The organism is Loigolactobacillus coryniformis subsp. coryniformis KCTC 3167 = DSM 20001, from assembly GCF_002706425.1.
GTDB lineage: Bacteria > Bacillota > Bacilli > Lactobacillales > Lactobacillaceae > Loigolactobacillus > Loigolactobacillus coryniformis.
This window is the reverse complement of the sequence record NZ_CP017713.1, coordinates 1,030,204-1,048,450: the sequence shown is the minus strand read 5'-3', so window position 1 is coordinate 1,048,450 and position 18,247 is coordinate 1,030,204. Positions and strand designations below refer to the sequence as shown.

Genomic DNA, 18,247 nt, shown 5'->3' with positions numbered 1-18,247 from the left:
CGAAAACAAGAATCACGCTTCAACTTCAACACGACGCTCGTGCCATGATCTAAATGCATATAAACCGATGATCCAAACCAGTGCCAAGACTAGCGCAATCAACGTATCCTGAGCTAAACATAGAACCACTGCTACAAATAGCAAGAAAGCTAACACAAAGTAATCACCTAAGGGGAAAAGTGGTGCCTTAAATTGGCTGTTCTGCGCGGCTGCTGTTCTTTTATAGCGTATATGAGCGACAATAATTGCGCCCCAAATGAACAAGAAGCAGGTCGTTGCGACACTAGAAACTAGCGTAAACACAACGTCAGGAATCCATAAATTCAATAACACCACAATAGCGATGATTGCCGTTGAAAATAATAATGCTGTCGCTGGCACATGGCTACGCGACAACTTGCTTAATTTGCGCAACCGCGGATTTTTGCTATCGTAAGTCAGTGAGAACAACATCCGGCCAGTACTGAACAACGAGCTATTGCAGGCAGAAGCTGCAGCAGTGATCACCACAAAATTAATGATTCCAGCAGCTGAACGAATACCTATATTTTTAAATACTTGCACAAATGGGCTTTGCGAAGCCGACAAATCATTCCACGGATAAATACACATAATTACCGTCAGCGCACCGACATAAAATAAAATGATCCGCAAAGGAATATCATTGATTGCCTTAGGAATAACCTTTTTGGGATTTTCGGTTTCAGTAGCCGTGATCCCCACCATCTCGATCCCGATAAACCCAAAAACAACCATTTGGAATGAGAGAATGAATCCCTTTAAGCCGGTGGGAAAGATCCCACCAAAGTTAACTAAATTACCGACACTAGCCGTTCCAACTGGTGTTTGAAAACCAACAATCACCATAAAGATTCCGGCAACGATCAAAGCAACGATCGCCACAATTTTAATCAAAGCAAACCAAAACTCGACTTCACCAAAAGCGCCGACCGTTACTAAGTTAACCCCTAGCAATATGATCAACACCACTAATCCAGGTAACCACTGTGGTAAATTAGGAAACCAAAAACGCATATATAGCCCAATTGCCGTGACGTCAGCCATCGCAATCGTGATCCAACAGATCCAATAGGTCCAACCAGTCACGAAGCCAACTTTTTCACCTAAGTAACGCTTAATAAAATCAACAAATGAATTTAATTTAAGATCCGATAACAGTAACTCGCCTAGCGCACGCATCAATAAGAAACAAGCAAGCCCCGTCAGCAAATACGCAAAGATAATTGCTGGCCCAGCTAAATGGATCGACTTACCCGCACCCAAGAATAGGCCCGTTCCGATCGTGCCACCAATCGCAATCAATTGTACATGGCGACTTTTAAGGTTACGTTCTAATTCTTGTGGTGCATCAATTGCTTTCCGTGTCATAATTTACTCCTATCAGACTAAATAAATTTTCTGTAACAAGATTGATTATAACATCAGAAATCTTTATTTCTAAGGTGAAGCGACTGAAACTTATTCAAATGAAAGTGAATTTATTTCACTCAGCTAATTTATCGTGAACAAATGACACTAATCAAAAACGTCTAATAATAGTTTGGACAGTTATTTGGGGCCTTTAACATTATAAAAAAGGACTTGGTCTTAAAACAGCGACCAAATCCTTAATTTATTACTGTTCGCGCCGTAAACGCTCAACATCACGTACGATCATTAATTCCTCATCAGTTGGAACTAACAAGACCTTTAATTTTGAATCATCCGTGCTGATGATTTTCTCAACCCCATGGACATTGTTGCGTTCGTCATCGATTTTAGCACCAAAATAGCTTAGTCCATCAATGATCCGCTTACGCATGATCACATCATTCTCACCAATACCAGCAGTAAAGATCAAGGCGTCAATACCACCCATTTCTGCAACATAACTGCCAATATATTTTTGAATCCGATTAACGAAAATATCGATACCCAATTGCGAACGCGGATTAGTATCACGTGTCTTCTCCAAATCACGCATATCCGGAGAAACACCGGAAATACCAAAGATACCTGACTTATTGTTTAAAATATCAATCATATCTTCTGGATCAGACAGATGTAATTTCTGCATTAAATAAGCGACTAACGACGCATCAATATCCCCTGAACGGGTCGCCATTGTGACCCCAGCCAGTGGTGTGAAGCCCATTGAGGTATCGATTGACTTTCCCCCATCAATGGCCGTAATCGAAGCACCAGCGCCTAAGTGCAAGGTAATCAGCTTAAGTTCATTTAATGGCTTACCTAAAATTTCGGCTGCTCGTGTAGCAACATAACGGTGACTGGTACCGTGAGCACCATACTTACGCGCACCGTATTTTTCATAATATTCATAGGGAATGCTGTACAAGTAATTAACTGCTGGCATCGTTTGATGGAAGGAAGTATCAAATACCGCAACACTCAAAGCATTAGGCAGTAACTTGCAGAACGCCTTAATCCCCTGTAACTCGGCTGGATTATGCAATGGTGCATATTCTGCTAAGTCATCGATCTGCTGGATAACTTCGTCATTGATCACAGTTGATTCTTTAAAAATCTCACCGCCAGCAACGACCCGATGGCCGACACCAGTAATTTCAGCAATATCAGTGACAATTTTTAAATCAGTCAACTTCTTCAATAGCATGTCAACAGCTGCAGTTTGATCTTTGATATCCAAGGTTGCCTTAAAACGCTCCTTTTCATCAGGGCCATACTTAGCTGTGAAGACTGAATCCTTTAAACCGACCCGATCGACCATGCCTTCAGCGACAACGGTCTCCGCTGGCGTCTCAAATAACTTCCATTTCAAACTTGAACTACCTGCGTTAATTGCAATTACTTTTGTCATGACGAACACTCCTCTACTCAACAAATAATGGTTACTTCTATATCAAAAACTCTGATGTTACACGTGCCGCGACTTAGACTTGCTGAACTTCTCAGCATATACTGTCACCACAATTTTATTGCGCTTTAGGCAAGGTTTTGTTGTTTCCACTGCGCTAACTCAGCGGTAAAGCGTCGGAAACCAGCTTGATTCTTCAATGAAGGAAATTCACCAAGTAAAATCCGCTTAGCCTGTTTGGCCTGCTCGCCCTTATTCTGTAAAATTAGAATTGCTTTCTGGGCTGCCTCGCTACTAAATAATTCTCGTGGTAAATTCAGTAGCCCCTGCATATACGTTGCAGAAGTCATCCACTTTGTCAGACCTTTGGCTTCTTCTGACTTAAAAATCATGCTTGGTACCACAAAGAAACCAAAACCACCGGCTACAGTATACCGCATACTTTGCTCGATCAATAAATGATGCGCATAAGAATGACCGGTTGCCGCATGAGTCGCAAAAGTTGCCGCCCGTTCATCTACCGGATAGTAGCCAATCGGCAGATCAGCTACGCTTGCAGATACCTGCGGAACAACCAAATCACTAATCGCATCTTGATGGTACAATTCAACATTAAGCTGCTGTAAACGCGCACTAACGCCCGCTAAAGCTAACATTGTATCATCATTATCAACGCCATAAGCAGTTAAAGCTGGCTCGTCAGCAACTTGTAACCGATTCAAAACCGTATACAACAAGTTCCCTGTCCCCACAGTTGGATCCAATAAAGTGGCATCAGACGGCAAGTCAGCTAGCGCTTCTAGTAAATATGCTACTAAAAAGCCAATTGAATCGGGTGTCATTTGATGATTAGCTTGAATTAAATCTGTCCGTTCACCCCGTAAAATTGCGAGTTGCATTGCTTGGCGTATCTCATCAGTTGTTAGCTGTGCCAATTTAATCTGGTTATACTGTTCACTCAACTGGTCACGAACCTGCTGGTGCGGTAAGCCATCTTCAACTTTGACGCGGCCACCATCTAAAATATTTTCACTGGTCTCGATTAAGGCATCCATATAGGACACATCTAGATCTTCTTTTAACAATGCGGTCGTTGTATCAAGGTGCTTGTACAATTCACCAACATTTGCTTGTCCCATTTTTTCACCTCAAATAAAATTGTTCACTTTACTATTCTAACCAATACGTCGTTTTATTTCAAGCGCTTTCTTTGCGTGATAGCGCGAACAAATCAACTTATTCATTCTGCTATCGGCTTAACAATCGTCTTTGTTCGTATCTTTAATTTAATCCTTGCATGCGTTTTATCTAAATGAACACGTCCTAAATTAAACATATACCAATCACAGTCTTCACCTTGTGCTTTTCGCATTTGTGCCAATGCAATCAAACTTTTAACCTGATAATTTTCTTCTGCTAATTGTAAGGTGCGCATTTGTCGTTCATAAACGTGTAAGTAACCTTGTAAAAGTAATAATAGTAAGCTCAAGAATAAGCACGCTGATAATAATAAACTTGCGGGTTTTCTTTTCATGGCTGTTTCTCCATTGGTGCTAAATAAAATTCACTCTGATAGTGTTGACCACTAGTCGTAGTGGCCGTTAATTGTATAAAAGGTGCGTGATAATTAAGCGTTGCTGCTTTGATTCCTAATAATACCGGCATATGCCCTTGTTTATCTCCCATCAGTCGAATCATCTGTTTATATGGTTCAATTCGATAATGTTTTTGGTTAGCTGATTGATAAAAATAAACTTTGTTATGTTCACATTTCTCAAAAGTTGCCCCAGTTAAAAAAGCCTCCACCTGTTGGCTCGCTAAATGCCAGCGAATATCTTCTTCAACGAAAGTACCGGTCAACACTTTAGGTAATTGCTTCAATTCTGTTTGTATTAAACTGAGCGTCAAACTGAATACCAGTAATGCGACAAGGGTTTCTAATAATGTAAAAGCCGCATGCGACTTACCAAGTGATCTCTGCATGATGAACTCCTTGGTCAACACAGATTTTATGCGATTGTTGTTGAATACGATAAACTCGATCGTTCATTTGTAATTGCGACAAACCAGTTTTGTACTGCTTATGTTGAGCTGTGGCCCATAAAACCTGTGCCTGATCAGTCGCCTGCCTTTGCCAACGTAACTTACCAATAAACTGCTGAAACGTTGAATTAAACGCATAAATACCAATCGTTACAACCACTAATGCACATAAACTTTCTAATAAGATAAATGCCCGTGGTTTATTCATAAGTTCCCCACCCCATTTGCGGTTTAATGCTGGTCACTCGTTGAAAATATTCTGACTTAAAATTAATTGTTGTCGGTCCGATATGTCCAGAAGGATCAATTAAAATGGCATGACCATCTGCGTGCATCCCCGGTGGCATAGCCAATATTTTTTGTGTGGCCCAATCTTGGCCACTAAAAATACGAAAAACGACCTGTTGTCGCTGCACATGGATCTGTACTCGCTCACCACGCAACAAAGCATAAGCCTGTAAATAACGCCACTCCTGATCAAAATGGCTCAGAAAAAGTTGTTCAACATGTTGCTGCTTGATCGGACCGAATTGAGTCACTGGAATCAATGCAAAACCAACGACTAAACTAAGCACGACGATTGATTCTAATAAGGTGAATGCTGGTCGTTTCATGGCTTTAATTCCGGAAGTTCTTGTGCTCGTTTAAATTGCCGCTCAGTTAAATAGCCTTGCTCCTTTAATTCAGTCAAGCTAGGTGTTTTATCATCATGAGCATTACGATACAACTCACGCTGGGTTTCAACTGTATTGACAAACGCTTCATCACCTGTCTTTTGCGCATTTTTACGTTGTGCCCCAACATTTGGTAAAATTATTAAAATCAGCAGAGTAATAATAAACAGTACAACTACCATTTCAATCAACGTAAATGCCGGCTTTTTCTGACTATCAATTTTCATTAGTAAAGTCCCTCCATCATATGGTACATCGGTAATAATAAACTCAAGTAAACTCCAATGATCAGTAAAGCGATGATGCCGAATAATAACGGCTGAACATAAGTCGCAAGCTTAGCCAAACTTGCTAACATTTTCTTATAGGTCAAGTGCGATGCCATCAGCAGCTCTTCACTGAGATGATCTAGGGAACGACCTTTGTGGACAAATAAATCAAGTTGTGCTGGCAGTATTGGTTGCTGTCTAATAATTTCGTTCAACGACACACCAGCCTCCAACTGCGGCTCAATTTGTTGGCCAAGACAATATAACAGACTATTTGGCGCTAGTGTTTTAAGTAACTGGCAAATCGCCTGTAGATTCAGACCACTTTTTAGTAAAATCGCCAAATTGAATAATAAATAATAGTGATAGTAATAGCGATAGGTCTTACCTAGTACTGGTAAATGAATTCGAGCTTGTGCTTTTTTTAACGGATCACGTTGTAAATAAACCTGCAATAAACGACCTGCTAACACCAACAATAGCAGTATTAATAAACCGCCAAAAGCTAACCAATAAAGCAACACTTCATTATCTAAGTTCAGTTGCCACTGGCGTAATTCGGGCCCAATCAAATAGCGAACTACTAACAATAAACTAGCTACCAACGATAGTAATAGTAGTGGATAGCGCAAAAGTCGTTTGAGCTGCTGACGCTGACGTAGCTTTTCAGCTAATAATTGTCCAATCTGGGTTAAAGCGTCAGTTAGATCACCATGTTCTTGCGTGATTCGAATCTGATTGACGATTTCTTGATCAATACCGATCTGCTGAAATCCAGTCGCTAAACTAGCGCCGTTACGTAAGACTTCACTTAATTGATCTAAGCGCTCCGCATATTGTGGTAGCAGTACTTGCATAAACTGAATACTCTGAGCAATTGAAAAGCCAGCTAACAATAAATCCGCTAATAAACTAAAAAAGTCCGCTTGGAAATTGACTTGACGCTGTTTACCCTTGAGCGAACGCTTGCTGCGTGGCCAAATCGATTTGACCCAGCTTAACGGCATGGGCCAAATTCTGCTGCCAAGTCGATTCATCAGACTCGCCTCCTTCAATTGGATCGTAAATGTCAAATAACACTGCATTACCTTGCTTGGTCGGCAACAAACGCTGATAGCTAACCCCCGTCAAGCAAGCACTAAGTGTGGCTGGCGCAATTCCTAATTCAGCCAAACGGGTTGGGACTTGGCGCGCTGTGCGAGCATGAACGGTGCTTAAAACTAAATGACCACTTAATGCTGCCCGTGCCGCAACATTAGCCGTCTGCTCATCACGAATCTCGCCGACAATCAAGATATCTGGACGATGGCGCAAACCAACTTTAAGCAAGGCAGCATAGCTCATCCCCGCTGCTTCGTTGATCTGTAATTGTAAAAAATCCGTCTGAAAAATCTCAATTGGATCCTCGATCGCCATCACCATTTTTCCAACACCAAGTTGTGCCGCTAACTCATATAACGTCGTTGTTTTACCCGAACCCGTTGGCCCAGCAAAAACAACTAAGCCACGCCGCTGGCATAAAGTAGCCAGTTGCATAAACTGCTCAGGTAAAACGTATTTGGCGTGAGTAGACTGCACGTAAATAAACCGTAAAACTAGTGATTCTTGATTCTGAAAATTGCCGACTGTCGACAACCGCAAAAATATTGTTTGGCCGTCTATTTCCAATTGGCGAGCGCCTAACTGTGGCCGACGAGTTTCACTTAACGCCATTTTTGCAGTAAATTTTAAATGATTTAGCCACGATTTAGCCTGCTCAACGGGTAAAGTACGAACCAAGGTAATACCATTAGTGGTGCGCATTTGTAACTGATACGAGCACTGATAGGGTAAAAAATATAAATCACTCGCCTGTGCAGCAATACATTCGCGTAATAAGTGGATTACTTCTGTTGTAATTGACAAGCACTCACCTCCATTTTTACTTGTCTATATTTAATATACGCAGTCTAACCACTAAAATTTTTGCAAAAAAATACACTGCAAAATTGCAGTGTATTGAAAAATCTGTTTTAAGCTTCAGTATTTTCTGGTAATTCACCAGCATAGTAAACTTCCGAAACGTCATCGTCGTCTTCTAAACGATCGATCATTCGTTCAAATTGTTCAGCTTTTTCTGCTGGAATTGGTGTGATATTTTCAGGAATCATAGTTAGTTCAGCCGTTGCTAATTTGTAATCTTTAGCTTCCAAAGCATCGCGAACAGCCGCTAATTGCTTAGGATCAGTATAGATTTCAAAAGCTTCATCGCTGGTCTGCATATCATCGCCACCGGCTTCAAGAACGTCTTCTAACATTTGATCTTCATCAATATCTAAGCCTTCACGTTCAATCACGATCAAACCGCGACGATCAAACATGTAAGCCACAGAACCAGCAGCACCCATCGTGCCGCCATTACGAGTGAAAGCCACCCGTACACTGGATGAAGTCCGATTTTTATTATCCGTTAAAGCATGAACTAAAACTGCAACACCACCGGGGCCGTAGCCTTCATAAGTTACTTCTTCATAGTTTGCTGTATCTGAGCCGGAGCCCTTATCGACAGCCCGTTTAACGTTATCTTTAGGCATATTAGCTGCTCGAGCTTTATCCATGATCAAGCGTAATTGGGGGTTAGATGAAGGGTCAGGACCCCCAGCTTTTACAGCCATGAATAACTCGCGAGATATTTTTTGGAAAATTTTTCCACGCTTAGCATCCTGGGCGTTTTTGCGGCCTTGGATATTATGCCATTTTGAATGTCCTGACATGTTATGTCCCTCTTTCCTTTATCTTAAAAATAGTGTGTCTACTTAAAAGACACCTAATATATAGTAGCAGATGAACAAGTCGCAATCAAGCGCTTAAGCAGCTTTTTTACCTCGGTGGCGCCAAAATGTTGTTACCAGCCAAGCAAGAATGATCGCTGTCAAAGCACCACTAGCATCCAGTAAAACATCCTGGAACAATGGCGTACGGCCACCAGTTAAGCTTTGATGAAACTCATCTAACGCCGCATAGCCTGTGGCCGCTAACCAGACAACGACCATAGTTAAACCTGTCTGCTTGATTCGTTCTTTATACCCCATGTAGCCACCAAGCCCAATTAGAAAGTAACTGCCAAAATGCGCACCTTTACGGATAAAAAACTCAACAAATTTAAAATAACCACTACTAGCAATACTGACTTTTTGATCGACATAAGTAAAGGAGATCCCCATTAATTGTTGTTTAAATGGCTCGTTAGCCAACCATCGTTCTAAAAAAGGTACCGAAGTTTGTTGTTTATAAGTTTCGCCAGAGCTAATAAATAGTAAGATCATGATAACTAGTGATAAAACTAACCACCAATCATTGCGTGAAAATCGTTTAATACTGACCACTCCTCTATTGCACAATTACGATTATCGCTGAAATTTAAATAATTGACCTTTAAAGATTATACCTTACTTATCCTATCAGGCTCAATTATCCGGCAAATTAGCCAACAAAAAAATCGAGCAGTAACGCTCGATTTTTGAGTCATAACTATTCAACTGTAACGGCTTTAGCCAAGTTACGTGGTTTATCAACATCGTAACCACGATTCAAGCTCGTGTAGTACGCCAACAATTGGGTTGGTACCACGCTTAATAATGGTGAAATTAATGGGTCAATATTGTCTAAAATGATGTTATCGTCTTTTTCAGCAACATCTTCCATAGCGATGGTCAGAACATGCGCACCACGAGCCCGCACTTCTTGTACATTACCGCGGGTATGGCTGGCAACTCGTTTATCGGTGATGATCGCCAAGACAGGCGTCCCATCTTCAATCAATGAGATCGTACCATGTTTCAACTCAGCCCCGGCAAATCCTTCTGCCTGCACATAAGAGATTTCTTTCAGCTTTAAAGCAGCTTCTAAGGAAACCGCATAATCATAACCACGACCGATATAAAAAGCGTTCCGCGTGGTCGCTAGATAATTTTGCGCCAACTGATTGATGAAGTCTTTTTCATCAATAATTGTTTGCATCCCGTTAGCGACCAAACCTAATTGCGTCCGCGCATCAAAGTCGATTGCTGCTTGCACGCCCCGCTTTTCACCTAAAGCCTTTGCCAAGATCGTTTGTAAAGCAATCTGTGCAGTATATGCTTTCGTTGAAGCAACGGCGATTTCAGGGCCAGCGTTAAGCAGCATAGTGTAAGTCGCCTCACGAGATAACGTCGATCCTTGAGCATTGGTCATGGTCAAGCTTGGGTAACCCCATTGGTTAACTTTGACCAATACTTGGCGGCTGTCCGCAGTTTCACCACTTTGAGATAAGAACAGGAAGAATGGCTTCTTCGATAATAGCGGTGTGTTATAACCAAATTCACTCGCCAGACCTACTTCAACTGGGATATGCGCTAGATTTTCAAATACCGATTTAGCAGCCAAACCAGCGTTGTAACTAGTACCAGCAGCTAAAATATACAACCGATCAGCTTGATCTAAGGCTGCTAATAAATCAGCTTCGATCACTGGCTTACCGGATTCATCTAAATAATCCTGAACTAAACGCCGTAATACAGCAGGTTGTTCATTGATTTCTTTTAACATATAAAATGGGAATGGGCCTTTTTCGGTATCGCTAGCATCCATATCAACATGGTATGACGCCCGAGTAACCGCTTCACCAGCTACCGTCTCGATGGCGATATCATTTTTAGTCACTGTAACCATTTCACCGTCATGTAATTCAATGAAATCTTTGGTTTCAGCTAACATAGCCATTGCATCGGAACAAACCACGTTGAAACCATCACCGACACCGATCAATAATGGGCTTTTATTTTTCGCTACATATAATTTATCGGCTTGCGTGCGATCAACCAGCAAGAATGCATATGAGCCATCAAGCAAAGTCAATGTCTTACGAAAAGCTTCCTTGCCGGATAGATTTTCTGTTGCCGCGAAATGAGCGATCAATTGCACTACGACTTCGGTATCCGTTTGGCTAACCAAATCAACATCAGATAAATATTGATCACGTAATTGGGCGAAATTGTTGATCACACCATTATGAACTAAGAAGAAGCGCCCATCAGCGGAAACATGAGGATGGGCATTTGAATCGCTTGGTACACCATGTGTGGCCCAACGTGTATGACCAATGCCCATTGTCCCCTTAACTTCAGGCCCAATTTTTTCTTCTAGTGCAGCGATCCGACCTTTAGTTTTAACTAAATAGTCATGGCCGTCTTGATCATTCACGTATACACCGGCCGAATCATAACCACGGTATTCCAGTTTCTTTAAACCATTGAGTAAAATATCGACCGTATTTTCTTTACCAATGACACCAACAATTCCACACATATATAACATCCTTCTCTCGTTAAATTTATTAGCGGCTAACACAATCACTTGTGTTGCACAGCGACATTTGCCGCTTAGATCAGATGTTTCCAACTGCGTGAACGCTGCTCTGTTGCAAGCTTACACTTGTTTTTAACAGTCGCTCTGTAGAGTGCAGACCCTGGAGTCACCCGCCGATTATCGATAGACTCCATCCTCGTCAACCACAAAAATGGTCCAGGCGCTTTTCCGATTTTAAATTGGTATAGACTTCCTTTCGAACATTATTATTGGAAACAGGTATAAATATAGTCGATTAAATAGCCATTGTCAATGGTTTCACTAATTATTTTTATAAATTTTATAAATTGGTCTAACAAAGTTCCATTTATATAAAAACGTAACCATAGACAAATTAACGTAACACTTATTTTACGGTTACATACCACGCCGCTACTCAACATAAAAGTCCGATAAAATTTATTCAGAATTATCAAAATACATGTCGTATCGCATAGTTAAGAAAAAACGTAGCACTAGAAAAATAAAGCTCTCACTTTTCCAGCGCTACGTCTTATTTTATATCATTTATAATCGGGCTATATCGATCAAGCTTGATACAATTCGCCAGCCTTAGGCCCAGCATCAAGGGTCCAAATTGTCTCAATCTCGATAACAACAGCCGCTTTTGGTGCAGGGTGATTACCACTTGTAGCCCATTGCTGAGCATTTTCAAAATACTTACCAGCACGATAAACGGTAGCTTTACCACCAAAGCGGTACCCACGCATATTATCAAGGTTGGCAAAAGCAACTAATGCCTTGCCAGTTGCTTCGATGTCAGCCATAATCGTTTTCCCGGTCATTTCATTGTAAATCAAATGCTGATCATCGAGAACACGAATACTCATCTTAGGCCCCAAATCTGGCTCACCATTAGCATCAACGGTTGCAATATAACCCAAATTATTGCTGATATAAGCCTTCATTTCGTCAGTCAAAGTTGCCATTATAATGTCTCCAATCTATAAATCATTTGTTCATTAGCTATACTAAAGTTAGTATAGCTGGAAAGCCTATAAAAGCAAGCAAATAGAACTCAAACTGACTGATTGCACCCTGCCTTTTTCACTAATCAAAAAAAGCGGTGACAAGTCAACACTTGCACCACTTCTTCTGCACCTTTTTAAACAAGCCGGATTTACAATGTAAGTGCAACACCAAAATAACTAGACCAAAAAGGCCATGAAGCCTTAAACTTATAAGTGACAAAACCAATAAGTTAGGACGGACTTCATGACCCAATCTAAAGATACCATCAAAAAATCTTATAAGCAACTATCAAGTGAGGAGCGTGGCCAAATCCAGAGTCTTTATGAAGATCATTATTCGATCAGGGCGATTGCTAAAAGATTAGCCCGCGATCCCAGCACGATCAGCCGTGAAATCAAGCGCGGCACCGTGACGCAAATGTCCAGTTATGGCGTTTATACCCAGCGTTATTTTGCCGATAGCGGTCAAATTCAATACGAACAACGCCGTTTAAATTGCCATCGCAAAAGTCTACTCGAACATAATCCGGAATTCTTTAACCAATTGACCACTGCGCTTAAAGCTAAGTTCCGGGTGCACAGTGTAGATAGCTTTGTCGGTGCTTATAAACGTCACCATCCAGCTGAATATTGCCCCGCAACACCCACTGTTTATCGTTACATTGATCGTGGGTTACTAGCTGTCGCCAATATCGATTTACCACAACAGGTCAAACGTCACCAAAAGCACCGTACGGGTCGTGTACGCCAAAATAAAAAGATCTTGGGGACTTCAATTGAACAGCGACCAGTAGCGGCTAATGATCGTTCTGAATTTGGTCATTGGGAAGGTGATTTAGTCAAAGGCAAGCGAACCAGCGATCAACCGGCACTGCTCACCCTAACTGAACGAATGACGCGCTACGAAGTCGTGATCAGAATCCCCAACTATCAGGCTGAAACCTGTAAGGCTGCAGTTCAACAGTTTGTGAATAAACTTGATGCTGAGGTGGTTAAGTCACTCACTTTTGATAATGGTGCAGAATTTTCTGCGCTGAGTGAGGTCACTGGGACCAACCTATATTTTGCTCATCCTTATACGCCGTCAGAACGGGGCAGTAACGAACAGCTTAATGGGCTACTAAGAGAATTTATCCCTAAAGGTCAATCAATTACCCATTTCAGTGATGATCATATTAAGCAAGCGACCGCGGCACTTAACCAACGGCCACGTAAACTATTTGGTTATAAATCAGCCAATGAATTCATGGCTGAGCAGCTACTCGCATGACCACCACCTAGACCACTTATAAGTGAAGTTTAGCAAGTGTTGCACTTGATTTGACAATTCGGGACCTTTTTAAACAATCTAAAATTACTTTTTCTAGCTACTCGTTAATTCCAACTCGCTCACGAACGACGGTTGCAATGCGTTCAACATATTGATCGACTTTTTCTTGGGTTGCCGCTTCGGCCATAACACGCAACAAAGGTTCTGTTCCGCTTGGACGCACAAGTACACGGCCGTCACCGTTCATTTCTTTTTCCACCGTATCGATCACTGATTTGATTTCTGGATCGGCTAAGGCTTGTTTTTTATCGACTACTTTGATGTTGACCAAACGTTGTGGGTAAGTCGTCACTGGTGCCGCCAATTCGGATAATTTTTTACCAGTTTGTTTCATCACATTCAATAACTGAATCCCAGTTAATAACCCGTCACCAGTTGTATTGTAATCAAATAATACGACGTGACCAGATTGTTCGCCACCCAGATTATAGCCATGATCGCGCATTTCTTCGACAACATAACGATCACCAACTTTAGTTTGCTTTGAAGTCAGATTTGCTGCAGCTAAGGCCTTGTACAATCCTAAATTACTCATCACGGTAGTTACAACTGTATCTTGTTTCAAGCGACCACGACCGGCAAAGTATTGGCCTAAGATAAACATGATCTTGTCACCATCGACGATATTCCCTAACTCATCAACTGCGATACAACGATCGCCATCGCCATCGAAAGCTAGACCAACCTGAGCCTGTTGTTCAACTACCGCTGCGGCTAACTTTTCTGGGTGTGTTGAACCGACACCGTCATTAATGTTAACACCATTTGGTTTAGTTGCTAAAGTTGTAAAATCTGTTTCTAAATCAGCAAATAAACGCGTCACAATTCCAGAAGTTGCGCCATTAGCGGCATCTAGAACAACGTGAAGTCCTGATAAATCTTCTTGCAAAGTTTGTTCTAAGAACTGCGTATATTTTAATAAGCCTTCCGGATAGTCGGCTAAAGTTCCCAAGCCATCAGTTGCTGGGCGTGGTAACTTATCTTCTGGTGCATCCAACAAAGCTTCGATTTGATCTTCTTGTTCATCCAGCAATTTGAAGCCATCAGGGCCAAAGAACTTGATGCCATTATACTCAGCAGGATTGTGCGACGCTGTGATCTGTACCCCAGCGGCCGCCCCCTGGATACGTGTTAAATAAGCAACGGCTGGTGTTGAAATAATGCCGAGATCCAACACTTCGATCCCAACTGAAAGTAAGCCGGAGATCAGCGATTGTTGCAACAATTGACCAGAAATACGCGTATCGCGGGAAACTAATACTAATGGTTTTTTATCTTGATCTTCTTGGGTTTGGGCCAATACGTAGCCACCAGTCCGCCCCACGCGAAAAGCAAGTTCAGGTGTTAATTCCTGATTAGCAACGCCACGTACGCCATCTGTTCCGAAGTATTTACCCATGTTAAAATTCCTCATTTCATATTCAAATATCAGTTACTACTCGATGAACTAGTAGAGCTTTCGCTGGTACTAGCGCTACTTGAGCGATCACTGGCGCTCTCACTATTACTGTTATTACTGCTACTCTCGCTGCTTGCACTAGTTGCCTCTGTACTGCTCTCACTACTTGATTCAGTTGTTGATTCAGCTTCGCTATCACTAACTGTGATTTTGACGGATACTGTGCTTGGATCAGCCTGAACACCGTCGCTAGTTGGAACTGTGATTGTTTTAGTCGTTGTTTTATCAACATCAGCGATTGAAACACTAAGCTCTAACGTCGAAATTTTATCTAAACTAGCTTGCGAGCCAGTTAAAGTAACGTTATGCACATCACTGGAGAGATGGTAAGTCTTATCCTCTTCACCTTCGCCGGTTTGCTTCAAGCTGAGCGGCACTTTCTTAGTTGGCCGCATAACTGGAATTGTGACCTTAACGGATTGTGGATCTAATAGAGCATTAACGGTGTTACCTTGCTGATCTAAAGCCTGCAAAGCAGCTTGTTGTGTGATATCACTGGTTAAATTATTCTCAGTATTCACATTAGCCACAACCGAATCGATTGCCGCAATTTCTGCTTTTGATCCGGTTACGACAGCTGTCGACTGACTCAATTCTGGATCACCACTAGTATAGCCTTGCGCTAAGTTAGCTTTATTAAACTTAACCTGAATCGGGAAGCGTTTTGTTGCGCGTGTCTGGATATTGACTGTGATTTTACTAGGCACGATCCGATAACCAAGTTCTTTGTTTAACCCTTCTTGGCGCAATCGTACAGTGTGCTTACCCACACCTAATTTTTCTAAATTAGCCATGATCTTAAAATTTTGTGTATTTGCAGTAGCTGTAACTAAAGCGCTGGGACCTTCAATATTGATTTTAACTTTTTCAGGATACCCAGTGATAAAGTACTTATCGGTATCAGCATTGATCTGTAACGGTACTTTTAAGGTCCGACTTTTATTAGATAACATAGTTGTACTGCTAGTCGTTGCCTGCCGGGTTGAATTAATCCGATCAATATTGACATAACCAAATAACATGATTGCAAAACCTAGCGCTAAAATGCGGTAGACTAAGGGACTGTTAAAGAACTTGTTGAACCCGTTCATTTGCGAGTCCCCCCTTTGATAATGCCGTCAATAAATTCTTGAATGCCATTTCGCTGTGGTGTCTCTGGCTGAACCAAGGCTCGCCGTAAATATTTCAAATAATCTTCTTGCGTCAATTCTTGAAGCATTTCACTGTTACGGGTGATCATCACACCACCAGTTTCTTCGGACACAACGATCGTTAAAGCGTCAGTAACCTCACTGATGCCCACCGCTGCTCGGTGCCGCGTGCCATATTCCTTCGGGATCAAGTTACTTTCCGAAAGTGGTAGATACGCGGCAGCCACGGCGATCTTACCATCCTGAATGATCACCGCCCCATCATGCAGCGGCGTATTCGGAATGAAAATATTGATCAATAATTCGCCAGTTACATCTGCATTCAAATCGATCCCCGTCTCAATATAGTCTTCCAGACCAGTATTCATTTGAATGGTGATCAACGCCCCAATGCGACGTTTAGACATATATTGAATGGCCTTATCCAAGGCAGCAATCATCTGATTTTCTTTTTCATTCTGATTGCGATTACGGGTAAAAATCGATCCCCGACCCAGATGTTCCAAGCCACGACGAATTTCTGGTTGGAAGATGATCACAATTGCGATCACGCCCCAGTTGATGACTTGATCCATAATGTACGACACCGTGCGGAGGCCAATCCCCCAGCTGATCAATTTGATCACGACGATGACGACGATCCCTTTGAGTAATTGGACGGCCTTGGTGCCACGAACCAGCATGATCAATTTGTAAACAAAATACCAAACGACCAAAATATCGAGTACGTTGACGAAATTACCCCAGGTCAGCAAGTCACTCCAATTAAAAGACATGCAGGCTACCTCCATTTTTATAAACTCGCGTATTATTATAGCACGAACGGCTGCCCAATGCTGAGCAATTATTTGAATGCACACTAAGTTAGCATAAAGAAAAACACGCCAATTTGGCATTAAATCAAGAAAACTGCACAAACAACGCTACGTCGCTGAAAATTTGGTAGAATAAGAATAGGTCCATTCATGGAGGTGATGATCGTATGGCACAACGGTATCAATGGTTTGTGCGCGCTTCTTTTTTACTATTTTTTATTTATCTCTACTTTTTTGCGGTCGCACCGTTTCGCTTTATTTTATTAAATGTGTTTCTCGGTTATATTCCGATTGAATTGGCGTTTCATTTTGATCAGCTTAAGCCGCAATCAGCAATTTTATTCTGGCTATTAGTCGTGCTCTGGTTACTTTTCTATCCCAACGCACCATATATGCTGACCGATTTATTTCATTTATCCATGTTGCGCCCTTATGACCCGGCTACCGGCTTGATCCGCTTTAGTCTACGTATGTGGCTGGCCTACGCAAATTTGATTGTCGCGGCGCTTAGCTGTACCTTGCTGGGCTTTTGGAGTATGGCGCATACGATTCAAGCAGTCGTCAGTCGCTTACAATTACCCGACACCACCTTGGTTAAAACCAGCCTAACCATCGGCGTGACGCTCTTAACCTCGATCGGTATTTTTATCGGTCGCTTCCTGCGCATGCATTCAATTTACTTAATTCTGGAGCCAACGAAGTTCATTAAGCCTTTATTGGACATGTGGCAGCCACGCATGTTGGTCTTCGTCTTCTTGATGACCTTGATTCAGTTGATCATTTATGTTTGTTTACAGTTATTTAAATTAAGTACACCAAACATGTTAGAACCAGCAAAGAAGCAGACCACCAAGGATTAACCTTGATTGTCTGCTTCTTTTTTCTCAAGCTTAACTTTTTTGTTTATTCTTTGCCACAATGTTTTTGATCCAGAGAATTGAATAAATTGATTAGTGTACAAAAACTGCTAAAATGTAGATCACTGGTAAAAATTGAATCATGTAGCGTGAACGCCCTCCTTCAAAGAAGAGTAAGAATATTAATAACCCAAAAAAGGTCATCCGTAAAACACGAAATAGAAAAGTACGCTCTAAGAAACTTAACATAACACCTAATAATATTAGAATCCATAACACCTGATCGATAGCACGATGAATAGACAGACGCGAGCCAAAGTTATAAAAGAAACTACGCATAAAAGCGTGCTTTTTTAAATTCTGAAGGTTGAAAATCAGCATAGCCACTAGTTCCACCATTACCTAATTTAGGCATCATAGCAATGTAAATGGTAGATTGTAAAAAAAGAAAGTTAAT

Annotated in this window: 19 protein-coding genes; 2 read left to right on the top strand and 17 right to left on the bottom strand. The window is 41.6% G+C overall.

Annotated features, from left to right (window positions below; translation table 11 throughout):
* Window positions 1-12: 12 nt before the first annotated feature.
* From LC20001_RS05210 to LC20001_RS05145, 14 genes are all read right to left on the bottom strand, one after another.
* Entirely contained in the window at window positions 13-1,389 is a 1,377-nt protein-coding gene (locus LC20001_RS05210) for an amino acid permease (RefSeq protein ID WP_010009451.1), read from the bottom strand.
* Between the two features lie 247 nt (window positions 1,390-1,636).
* Window positions 1,637-2,839, bottom strand: a complete 1,203-nt coding sequence (locus LC20001_RS05205; protein ID WP_003679478.1) for an acetate/propionate family kinase — start codon at window positions 2,837-2,839, stop codon at window positions 1,637-1,639.
* Window positions 2,840-2,964: 125 nt separating this feature from the next.
* Window positions 2,965-3,975 (bottom strand): class I SAM-dependent methyltransferase, encoded by a 1,011-nt coding sequence (locus tag LC20001_RS05200; protein WP_010009450.1) that lies wholly within the window; start codon window positions 3,973-3,975, stop codon window positions 2,965-2,967.
* A 101-nt stretch (window positions 3,976-4,076) separates the two neighbouring features.
* Window positions 4,077-4,370, bottom strand: a complete 294-nt coding sequence (gene comGG, locus LC20001_RS05195) for a competence type IV pilus minor pilin ComGG (RefSeq protein WP_010009448.1) — start codon at window positions 4,368-4,370, stop codon at window positions 4,077-4,079.
* Entirely contained in the window at window positions 4,367-4,819 is a 453-nt protein-coding gene (gene comGF / locus LC20001_RS05190) for a competence type IV pilus minor pilin ComGF (RefSeq protein ID WP_010009447.1), read from the bottom strand. The genes comGG and comGF overlap by 4 nt, the downstream gene beginning before the upstream one ends.
* Window positions 4,800-5,087, bottom strand: coding sequence for a type II secretion system protein (locus tag LC20001_RS05185; protein ID WP_010009446.1), 288 nt, complete (start codon window positions 5,085-5,087; stop codon window positions 4,800-4,802). Before LC20001_RS05185 ends, comGF begins: the two co-directional genes overlap by 20 nt.
* A complete protein-coding gene (locus tag LC20001_RS05180; RefSeq protein WP_010009444.1) occupies window positions 5,080-5,493 on the bottom strand; it encodes a hypothetical protein in 414 nt (137 codons plus the stop codon). The genes LC20001_RS05185 and LC20001_RS05180 overlap by 8 nt, the downstream gene beginning before the upstream one ends.
* Window positions 5,490-5,780: a competence type IV pilus major pilin ComGC gene (gene comGC, locus LC20001_RS05175; protein WP_010009442.1), complete on the bottom strand. Its 291-nt coding sequence runs from the start codon at window positions 5,778-5,780 to the stop codon at window positions 5,490-5,492. Before comGC ends, LC20001_RS05180 begins: the two co-directional genes overlap by 4 nt.
* Window positions 5,780-6,859 carry a competence type IV pilus assembly protein ComGB gene (gene comGB / locus LC20001_RS05170; protein ID WP_225358909.1) on the bottom strand — a complete coding sequence of 360 codons (1,080 nt, stop codon included), beginning with the start codon at window positions 6,857-6,859 and terminating at the stop codon, window positions 5,780-5,782. The genes comGC and comGB overlap by 1 nt, the downstream gene beginning before the upstream one ends.
* Window positions 6,771-7,727 (bottom strand): competence type IV pilus ATPase ComGA, encoded by a 957-nt coding sequence (gene comGA, locus LC20001_RS05165; protein ID WP_003677910.1) that lies wholly within the window; start codon window positions 7,725-7,727, stop codon window positions 6,771-6,773. The genes comGB and comGA overlap by 89 nt, the downstream gene beginning before the upstream one ends.
* Before the next feature lie 107 nt (window positions 7,728-7,834).
* A complete protein-coding gene (locus LC20001_RS05160; protein WP_003677909.1) occupies window positions 7,835-8,575 on the bottom strand; it encodes a YebC/PmpR family DNA-binding transcriptional regulator in 741 nt (246 codons plus the stop codon).
* A gap of 93 nt (window positions 8,576-8,668) precedes the next feature.
* Entirely contained in the window at window positions 8,669-9,187 is a 519-nt protein-coding gene (locus LC20001_RS05155) for a VanZ family protein (protein WP_003677907.1), read from the bottom strand.
* A gap of 145 nt (window positions 9,188-9,332) precedes the next feature.
* Window positions 9,333-11,147: a glutamine--fructose-6-phosphate transaminase (isomerizing) gene (glmS, locus tag LC20001_RS05150; protein ID WP_003677905.1), complete on the bottom strand. Its 1,815-nt coding sequence runs from the start codon at window positions 11,145-11,147 to the stop codon at window positions 9,333-9,335.
* Window positions 11,148-11,734: 587 nt separating this feature from the next.
* The gene (locus tag LC20001_RS05145; RefSeq protein WP_003677904.1) at window positions 11,735-12,136 is read right to left on the bottom strand and encodes a pyridoxamine 5'-phosphate oxidase family protein; all 402 of its coding nucleotides are present in this window, start codon (window positions 12,134-12,136) and stop codon (window positions 11,735-11,737) included.
* Window positions 12,137-12,422: 286 nt separating this feature from the next.
* Between LC20001_RS05145 and LC20001_RS05140 the strand changes: the two genes are divergently transcribed.
* On the top strand, window positions 12,423-13,448 hold the full coding sequence (locus LC20001_RS05140) for an IS30 family transposase (RefSeq protein WP_056943364.1): 1,026 nt from the start codon (window positions 12,423-12,425) through the stop codon (window positions 13,446-13,448).
* 97 nt (window positions 13,449-13,545) lie between these two features.
* Here LC20001_RS05140 and glmM read toward each other — a convergent pair whose 3' ends face one another.
* Genes glmM through cdaA form a run of 3 tightly spaced genes read right to left on the bottom strand, consistent with a single transcriptional unit; the run spans window position 13,546 to window position 16,894 of the window.
* Window positions 13,546-14,907 carry a phosphoglucosamine mutase gene (gene glmM, locus LC20001_RS05135; RefSeq protein ID WP_003677903.1) on the bottom strand — a complete coding sequence of 454 codons (1,362 nt, stop codon included), beginning with the start codon at window positions 14,905-14,907 and terminating at the stop codon, window positions 13,546-13,548.
* Window positions 14,908-14,936: 29 nt separating this feature from the next.
* A complete protein-coding gene (locus tag LC20001_RS05130; RefSeq protein ID WP_010009437.1) occupies window positions 14,937-16,058 on the bottom strand; it encodes a CdaR family protein in 1,122 nt (373 codons plus the stop codon).
* Window positions 16,055-16,894 (bottom strand): diadenylate cyclase CdaA, encoded by an 840-nt coding sequence (gene cdaA, locus LC20001_RS05125; protein ID WP_010009436.1) that lies wholly within the window; start codon window positions 16,892-16,894, stop codon window positions 16,055-16,057. The genes LC20001_RS05130 and cdaA overlap by 4 nt, the downstream gene beginning before the upstream one ends.
* Before the next feature lie 206 nt (window positions 16,895-17,100).
* On the opposite strand from cdaA, the gene LC20001_RS05120 reads away from it, so the two are divergent.
* Window positions 17,101-17,793 carry a DUF1361 domain-containing protein gene (locus LC20001_RS05120; protein WP_010009435.1) on the top strand — a complete coding sequence of 231 codons (693 nt, stop codon included), beginning with the start codon at window positions 17,101-17,103 and terminating at the stop codon, window positions 17,791-17,793.
* Window positions 17,794-18,247: the final 454 nt, after the last annotated feature.